This is a genomic window from Paenibacillus taihuensis (assembly GCF_003386535.1).
In the GTDB taxonomy this organism is placed as follows: Bacteria; Bacillota; Bacilli; order Paenibacillales; family Paenibacillaceae; genus Paenibacillus_Z; species Paenibacillus_Z taihuensis.
The window spans coordinates 187,271-194,800 of the sequence record NZ_QTTN01000010.1 but is presented as its reverse complement, the minus strand read 5'-3'; the positions used below and the strand labels follow the sequence as shown (position 1 = coordinate 194,800).

General features: G+C 51.5%; 9 protein-coding genes. 7 read left to right on the top strand and 2 right to left on the bottom strand.

From position 1 onward, the window contains the following. Positions 1 to 274: group II intron maturase-specific domain-containing protein (locus A8990_RS11235; RefSeq protein WP_281272499.1), on the top strand; the 274-nt coding region annotated here is incomplete at its 5' end. A gap of 97 nt (positions 275 to 371) precedes the next feature. Here A8990_RS11235 and A8990_RS11230 read toward each other — a convergent pair. Continuing rightward, complete coding sequence (locus A8990_RS11230) at positions 372 to 722, bottom strand: spore coat protein (protein ID WP_116189107.1); 351 nt, start codon at positions 720 to 722, stop codon at positions 372 to 374. Between the two features lie 20 nt (positions 723 to 742). After that, positions 743 to 1,033 carry a hypothetical protein gene (locus tag A8990_RS11225; RefSeq protein WP_245995958.1) on the bottom strand — a complete coding sequence of 97 codons (291 nt, stop codon included), beginning with the start codon at positions 1,031 to 1,033 and terminating at the stop codon, positions 743 to 745. A 222-nt stretch (positions 1,034 to 1,255) separates the two neighbouring features. Between A8990_RS11225 and A8990_RS11220 the strand changes: the two genes are divergently transcribed. The 6 genes from A8990_RS11220 to A8990_RS11195 all read left to right on the top strand — a co-directional run bounded on the left by A8990_RS11220 (position 1,256) and on the right by A8990_RS11195 (position 7,459). Further along, on the top strand, positions 1,256 to 2,395 hold the full coding sequence (locus A8990_RS11220) for a phosphodiester glycosidase family protein (protein ID WP_116189106.1): 1,140 nt from the start codon (positions 1,256 to 1,258) through the stop codon (positions 2,393 to 2,395). 149 nt (positions 2,396 to 2,544) lie between these two features. Continuing rightward, on the top strand, positions 2,545 to 3,318 hold the full coding sequence (locus tag A8990_RS11215) for a polysaccharide deacetylase family protein (RefSeq protein ID WP_245995957.1): 774 nt from the start codon (positions 2,545 to 2,547) through the stop codon (positions 3,316 to 3,318). Continuing rightward, positions 3,296 to 3,808, top strand: a complete 513-nt coding sequence (locus tag A8990_RS11210; protein WP_116189105.1) for an acyl-CoA thioesterase — start codon at positions 3,296 to 3,298, stop codon at positions 3,806 to 3,808. The genes A8990_RS11215 and A8990_RS11210 overlap by 23 nt, the downstream gene beginning before the upstream one ends. 216 nt (positions 3,809 to 4,024) lie before the next feature. Further along, entirely contained in the window at positions 4,025 to 5,335 is a 1,311-nt protein-coding gene (locus A8990_RS11205) for a DUF455 family protein (protein ID WP_116189104.1), read from the top strand. Further along, positions 5,325 to 5,636, top strand: a complete 312-nt coding sequence (locus A8990_RS11200) for a 2Fe-2S iron-sulfur cluster-binding protein (RefSeq protein WP_116189103.1) — start codon at positions 5,325 to 5,327, stop codon at positions 5,634 to 5,636. The genes A8990_RS11205 and A8990_RS11200 overlap by 11 nt, the downstream gene beginning before the upstream one ends. 41 nt (positions 5,637 to 5,677) lie before the next feature. Further along, entirely contained in the window at positions 5,678 to 7,459 is a 1,782-nt protein-coding gene (locus tag A8990_RS11195) for a type 2 periplasmic-binding domain-containing protein (RefSeq protein WP_116189102.1), read from the top strand. Positions 7,460 to 7,530 lie beyond the last annotated feature (71 nt).

Genomic DNA, 7,530 nt, shown 5'->3' with positions numbered 1-7,530 from the left:
CCGACTCGCCTCGGCAAAGAGTCACTGCGAACGATTCGATCAATGGATACGCCGAAGACTTCGAATGTGTCTGTGGAAGCAATGGAAACGGGTACGCACCCGGATCCGCGAGCTTCGAGCACTTGGCGTACCAAAATGGGCGAGTCTGATCATGGCGAATTCAAGGCGTGGTGCATGGGAAATGTCCCGAAACACAAACAACGCCCTTCCGACTTCCTATTGGGAAGTGAAAGGGCTGAAGAGTATGCTTTCTCGTTATTTGGAGCTTTGTTAACCTTTTGGAACCGCCGTATGCGGACCCGCATGTACGGTGGTGTGAGAGGACGGAGGCTAGCCGCCTCCTCCTACTCGATCGCTTTCCTTGTGTACAGCTATTGTATCGTCCCGCCATACGGGAACTGCGTCGAATAGCCGCTGAACTGCTGGTACGCTTGATCGAGCGTCTGCTGCTCCTCGGCCTCAAGCTTGTAGTGGCCTTTGCGGAACATCAATTCAAAGATCTCGTGCTGGCATTGATGCGTCTCATTCAGCACCGTCATAATGTCTTGATGCAGCGAGACATGGCTCGCTTCACGAGCGGCGATGCCGAAGCCGTCGGTTAAGTATTTCTCCGTGGCCAGAATATCGTTAATCCGATCGCGGTCGGTTAATTCGGGACCCTTCACCTGCGGCTCATAGGGCGGCTTCGGATTAGCAATCGTATTTTGATTGTTCGGACTCATAGTGTAGATGCTCCTCCTTTCTAATGCGTCTGCTGCGGTACGTGCTGCATTTCCGCTGTGTTGTTATTCTGTAGATGCTTCAGCAGCAGCTTGTAGTGGCGCTCATGCATCTCGCCTGCTTTATTAATGGCTTGCGCAATTTCGGAGTCGGAACATTCACTCGCGAAATGGCTGCATTTCTTCATGGCGAGAATGAGCCACGATAATTGATCCTTCAAATAAAGCGTATCCTTGATAGTCATCACGTTCGGCGGCGTCTGCATTAGAGCTGCTTGCTGCTGCGACTGCCCTTGCGATTGGGTTTGTTGCAATGAAGAGACCTCCTTTACCTATTGTCCCGCTTAGCTTGCCGCATTTTTCGTAAATTAGTCGCCTTCACGCGAGCGAGCTCGGCAATACCGAATTTGCCCAGCTTTACTGTTTGTTACATTGGGAGAATTGCACTCTTTTAATCTTCTTTTAAGGTTTGGTCCTTATAGTTGCTCTAGCGTCTCGACCGGCTTGAACTAGATGAAGAATGAGGAGATGAAAGCATGGAGCAACAGACACAATTATCACGACAACAAACCCATTTAAATAGATCGCAAGCGCCTCGGCACCAAGCGGACTTCAAACCGAAGCGTTGGAAGCGCAGAATCGCGCAGCTGTTCACGCTGCTGGTTATCGCTATTTTACTAGGGGGCGGATGGTTCTATCTGACGCCTTCAGGCTCGAATTGGCGCTATATGATGGCAGATACGCTCATTACGAGCCAGCATCGCTACTTGGCGAAGTACTTGATCGGCCAGGATGAGCTGGACAAGCGGGTCGCCGAATATAATCAGAAGTTCGACCAGATGGGCGATGTGAAGGACAATCATAACATCGATCTGGCGGCGCATCCGGAGGGCAGCGTCACGATCGAGCCGATTTCGCACAAGACGTTCAAGGGCTACCTGATGTATGTCCATGATCCGAAAATGGTCCGTGTCGTCACAACGAACATCGTCGGTGAAGGCGAGCGGGTGCTGAGCATGGTGAAACGTACAGGTGCAATCGCCGGCGTGAACGGCGGCGCCTTCGATGACCCGAACTGGAACGGTAACGGCTTTAAGCCGGCGGGTATCGTTATGTCCGGTGGCAAAGTGCTGTACAAAGGAAACGGCATGAACGCGAAAGTGAACGTCGTCGGTATCGACAAGGACGGGATTATGATTGCGGGACGCTATACGCCGAATCAACTCGTTAAGATGGGTGTATCCGAAGCAGTCACATTCCAGCCGAAGTTCATCGTCAACGGCAAAGGCCTCATTAAGAGCGAAGCCGACGGCTGGGGAATCGCGCCGCGTACCTCGATGGCACAGCTGAAGGACGGCACGATCGTATTCTGCGTGATTGACGGTCGTCAGCCAGGCTACTCGGTCGGTGCGACGCTGTACGACGTGCAGAAGATTTTGCTCGAGAAGGGCGCTGTTACTGCAGCTAACCTGGATGGCGGTTCGTCGACCGTCCTTGTGAAGGACGATCAAGTCGTCAATAAACCGTCGAGCCAATACGGCCCGCGTTACTTGCCTACAGCTTTCCTCGTGTTCGATCATCCGGAACAAGTGGATGTCGGTAACATCTGGAGCGGCATCAACATGAACAATTTCGATTCCACGAAGAAGCGGACACAGAGCAGCTCCGCGACATAATCATAAGCATTAGTTAGCATTCTCACTGGGATGGGCGTCTGACCGCAGATAAGCGGTCAGACGCCCGTTTTTCTTTCTCGATTGGGATAAAATCGTCCTCAGGCGCACATAGTAAATGTTGCTCAAGTGGAAAAACAGGAGGAACAAGTGTGGTTGTAGGTTGGCGTTTAATCGCAGTCATGCTTTGCATCGTACTGCTATGCGGCTTCGACAGGCCGGCAAAAGATCGCTCTTTCTACGAGCGAAGAGGCGATATCATTTGGGAGCTGCCGATGGCGAAGAAGGACATCGCGCTTACCTTCGATGACGGACCGTCCCAGAAAGCGACGGAAGAGATTCTGGATCTGCTGAAGGAATATAATGCGAAGGCGACCTTCTTCGTTATTGGCCACCGGGTGAAGGAGTTCCCGGATATTATCAAGCGTGAAATCGCTGAAGGGCATGAGGTGGCGAATCATACGTATCACCATGTGTTCTTTACGAAAGGCATTAATCCATCAACGGTGCAGAAGGAAATTGTGAGCACGGAGAAATCCTTAATTGATCTGACTGGGCGCAAACCGATGCTGTTTCGTCCGCCGGGCGGTTATTACAGCGAGCAGACGGTGGAGATTGCGAAGAAGCTCGGTTATACGACAATCCTGTGGTCTTGGCATCAGGATACGGAGGATTGGCGCAGCCCGGGCGTGGGTTTTATCGTGAGAAAAGTGCTGAAGAACGCACGCAACGGCGACATTGTGCTGCTGCATGACTATGTGACGGGCAACATACATACAGTTAAAGCATTGCGAGTTATTTTGCCGGAGCTTGCGCATCGGGGGTTCCGGTTCGTCACCGTGTCGCAGCTGATCAACGACAAGACGGGAGAAATCATCAATACGGGAGAAGGCGGTATGATGCATGGAACAGAAGTACACCCGTGAGACACGCTGTTTCAAAGTATCGCGCGTATTTCCGACGGACGTGAACAATCATGATACGTTGTTCGGGGGGAAGCTGATGTCGTACATCGACGACATTGCGTCGATCTCCGTATCGAAGCTATGCCGTTCAGCAGCTGTAACGGCTTCAACGGACTCCGTCGACTTCCTGCAGCCGATCCGTCCGACGGATTCGGTGTCGCTCGAGTCCTTCATTACATGGACGGGAACGAGCTCGATGGAAGTGTTCGTGAAAGTGATCCGCGAAGATCTTCGGAGCGGCGAGCGCAAAATCGCAGCGACTTCGTTTCTCACCTTCGTCGCGCTGGATGAGGACAACAAGCCGGTGCCTGTGCCGCAGATAGTGCCGGAAACCGAGGAGGAGCGCAAGCTGCACGAAACGGCTGAGCAGCGGGCGCAAATGCGCAAGCACCGCCGGGAAGAGAGCAAGAAATTCGCCGACTATTTGGTCACGAAATACCCTTGGGAATAAAGCTGGAGCCTAGGCAATTATGCCTGGGCTTTTATTTTGGCCGCACCAAAACGGATATATTTTCCTAGTCTGACACCCATCCACTTACATGTAAATTTGAATCGGTTCGACACGGTCCGATCTTAAAAATGGACACATGGATATAAAAAATGATCCGTATTAAAGCTGAAAGCGCTTGCTGTATAGTTTAAGTATAGTTCTTGAGGGGGTGGACGGATGTCAACAAGCCATTTGCTCTTCGCCGGACAGCATAAACATACGCGCACGGTTGAAGAAGCTTCAGCATTGTTGAAACGATTCTACTTAGTTGAGAAAGAAATAATGAGAACTCTCGGCGGTTACTTGATCAGTGTATCGAACTGGGAGCTGAATAAAGATTTGCCGCATCACCTCTGGCAGGATTCGCTAAGAGCCGACGCGCTTCGCACACGAATTATGGAACTGCGTTACCCGCGCCGCGATGTTGATGGCAACCACGATCCGCAGCTTAGCCGATTGCTGTCGCTCCTCATTCGCTGCAAAGGCGATAACGAGCTGCTCGCAGGCGTCTACGATGTGGTGAAGCAAGAGCTGAAGCAGCAGTATCAAGTTTATCTGCAGCAAGCGGATCCGATCAGCGATGCACCGACAATTGCTTTTATGTGGCGATTCCCGGAGCAGATCCAATGCCAGATCGATCATGTGAGCGAGATTCGGGATACGCGGCTGCCGAAGGAAGATGTAAGTGAATGGAGAAACGCCATTCGCACGTACTTGCAAGGTATCGGAGGCATTGTTGGAAACGGTGTCACCGGCGAAGAGGCAGCAGCTGTAGAAGCGGCTGACGCATGGATTATCGCGAATCGACAACCGTACGAGATGCCGGCCAAAGCCGCACGCGATCCGAGATTCGTTCCGGCGCCATGCTCCATCCCGCCGAAGCGAGCGGAGTCCCCGATTGAAATTCAAGTGCTGCAGGCGATTTATCATCTGACCGAAATTTGGGCAGCTGAAGCGCCGGGCCTGGCGATTTGGAAATGGGACAACATGCCGTGGGAGTTTTACCTCGATCTGGCACGCTGGGCGTACGACGAGGCAAGGCATGTGAAGATGGGCGAGCTGAGGCTGATGGAATGGGGCTTCGAGATTGGCGTGGACGTACCGGTCTACGAAGAAACGTACGCTTCCCAAGTCACGAACGGCGGCAACGAATTGGACCTGATGGCATTGCTCCACCGGTTCGAGATCGATGGGCCTGCTAATCGAGAGAAGGCGAAAGCCGAATTCGAACGGTTCGGAGACCTGCAAACTGCGCATCATATTGATTACGATTGGGCGGATGAAGCCATTCACCTGAAATACGGTCACAAGTGGCTCATGCACCGATTCAATAACGACTACGAGCAAATGCAAGAAGTGATGGAGAAGACGCTCGCTTGGTATAACCAGTACGTTGAGGATGTGAACAAGGTCTGGGATTACGAGCCGTTCCTATCGCGGATTGCAGAAAAAATGAAAAGGATTGAGAGCGATTACAATGAGCAGTAATAATCGCGTAACGATCGGGGCGACGGGCGAGTCGTTCGAAGTCGCGCCTCGAGAGTTCATTCTAGATGCTGCAATCAGGCAGCAAGCAAGCATTCCGTACTCCTGCCGCAACGGCACGTGCCGAACTTGTATCAGCACAGTCGTTGAAGGCAGCGTCGAACAGCACGACACCCAAGATTGTTTGATCTCGCCAAGCGAGCTGGCAGCGGGGCAGCGCCTCATCTGTCTGGCAACCGCCGATGGTGATGTCATCATAGAACCACTGCGCAAGCTTCCCAAGAAGCAGACCGCACAGTCCTAACAAGCAAGATTACAATAAGGTTAACAGGGGGATTAACAAGTATGAAAAAGAACTACGGTGTTAAACTCGCATCGCTTACACTCATTCTTTCGTTATCTGTATCTCTGGCAGCTTGCGGCAACAATAACGGCGGCAACAATGCTAATACTAGCAACAGCGGTTCTTCGAACAGCGGCAACAACGGAACAACGGAAACGAAACCGCTTCTTGATCCAAATGCTGAACCTGCTAAAGATCCATTCGGCAAGTTCTCCCCAGCGATCGAAGTCACAACGGTTCACACGGACAACGGCGTTGCGAAGAACGCGATTGACGGCATGACGATCGAGAAGAACATCTACACCCAAACATGGGAAGACAAGCTTGGCATCAAGCTGAAATATAACTGGACCGCACCGAACTCGCAGGCTGAAGAGAAGATGAACCTGATGATCGCATCCGGCGATCTGCCAGACTTCATGTACGTATCGCCTCAGCAATTCGAGAAGCTCGTATCCACAGGTCAGCTCGAAGATATGACAGAAGAAGTGCAAGACTACGCTACAAAATATATGAAGAAATACCTGACAGGCGACTATGCAGGCCTTCTTGACAGCGTTACAAGAAACGGCAAGATCTACGGTATTCCTAACGGTATGACTTACCATGACCAAGGGAATATGCTTTGGATCCGTGAAGATGATCTGAAGAAGGCTGGCTTGTCCGAGCCGAAGTCAGTCGCTGATCTGGACAAGGTTCTTGAGGCTTTCAAGAACAACGACTACGACAACAAGAAGAACGATAAATATCCGATTCCGCTTGCGGATGCAAACCTGACTTCGAACAACTGGGGTATTGGCAACGCGTTCTTCAACATGTTCCACTCCTACCCGGATATCTGGATCAAGAACAGCAAGGGCGAGCTCGAGAACGGCATGTTCGGCGAAGAGTCCCGCGAGAATACGCGCAAAGCGCTTCTGAAGCTGCAAGAGTACTACAAGAAGGGCTACATCCACCCGGACTTCGCAACGCTTGACGATACGAAGTACAACGAACAAGTCATCAACAGCCAATCGACAGTTGTGTTCGGCGGTATGTGGGATGCTTGGTGGCCGCTCAATCAGATTCTCCCGGAGAACCCAAATGCGAAATGGGAGCCTGTCGGCATTCCTTCCGCTGACGACCAACCGGGCAAATCTTCCGTTACGGCTACGTTGCTCCTTGGCGTAAACGTAGCGAAGAAAGGCGTTAAGAACCCGGAAGCGCTTGTGAAAATGGAGAACCTGTTCCACGATCTGAACAACAATCCGGACACGATGCAATTCGGTAAATACAACACAGATCCTAAGTCTGGTTTCGGCGTGTTCACGCTTTACCCAATGCACATGTACAACCCATCGTTCAACTATGAAGGATTCCAGGCCGTAGAGAAAGCGATGACAGACGGCCAAGGCGACAAGCTGCCGGAAGCATACAAAACGTTCTATGATCAAGCGAAAGCATACCAAGATAAGAACGACGCTAACGGCTTCCCTCCTTACCTGACTTACACAAGCAAAGGCAGCGAAGGCGTAGTTGACCAGTACATCAAAGAGAAACGCTTCGAGATGAACGAGTACACGGCAATGCCTACGCAAAACATGCTCGACAACGCGCCAATCATCAAGAAGGCTTGGGATGTCATGTTCCTGAACGTTGTTAAAGGCGCTGACATCAAAGAATACGACGACTTCCTGGCTCAATACGATGCGCTTTACGGTTCGGTCGTAACGCCGGAAGTAAACGACTGGTTCAAAGCGAAGAACAGCGAGTCCATTCAACAGTGGTTTGACGAGAAGAAATAAGAACAACTTTGTTCGAAGGCATGAGAAGTGCGGAGGCGCATGCATCCGCACTCTCTAGCCTTATCGTAATT

Bases quoted from the DNA above. Each gene is read 5' to 3' on its own strand.
- A8990_RS11230 (WP_116189107.1), bottom strand. From the start codon at position 722: ATGAGTCCGAACAATCAAAATACGATTGCTAATCCGAAGCCGCCCTAT.
- A8990_RS11220 (WP_116189106.1), top strand. From the start codon at position 1,256: ATGGAGCAACAGACACAATTATCACGACAACAAACCCATTTAAATAGA.
- A8990_RS11210 (WP_116189105.1), top strand. From the start codon at position 3,296: ATGGAACAGAAGTACACCCGTGAGACACGCTGTTTCAAAGTATCGCGC.
- A8990_RS11205 (WP_116189104.1), top strand. From the start codon at position 4,025: ATGTCAACAAGCCATTTGCTCTTCGCCGGACAGCATAAACATACGCGC.
- A8990_RS11200 (WP_116189103.1), top strand. From the start codon at position 5,325: ATGAGCAGTAATAATCGCGTAACGATCGGGGCGACGGGCGAGTCGTTC.
- A8990_RS11195 (WP_116189102.1), top strand. From the start codon at position 5,678: ATGAAAAAGAACTACGGTGTTAAACTCGCATCGCTTACACTCATTCTT.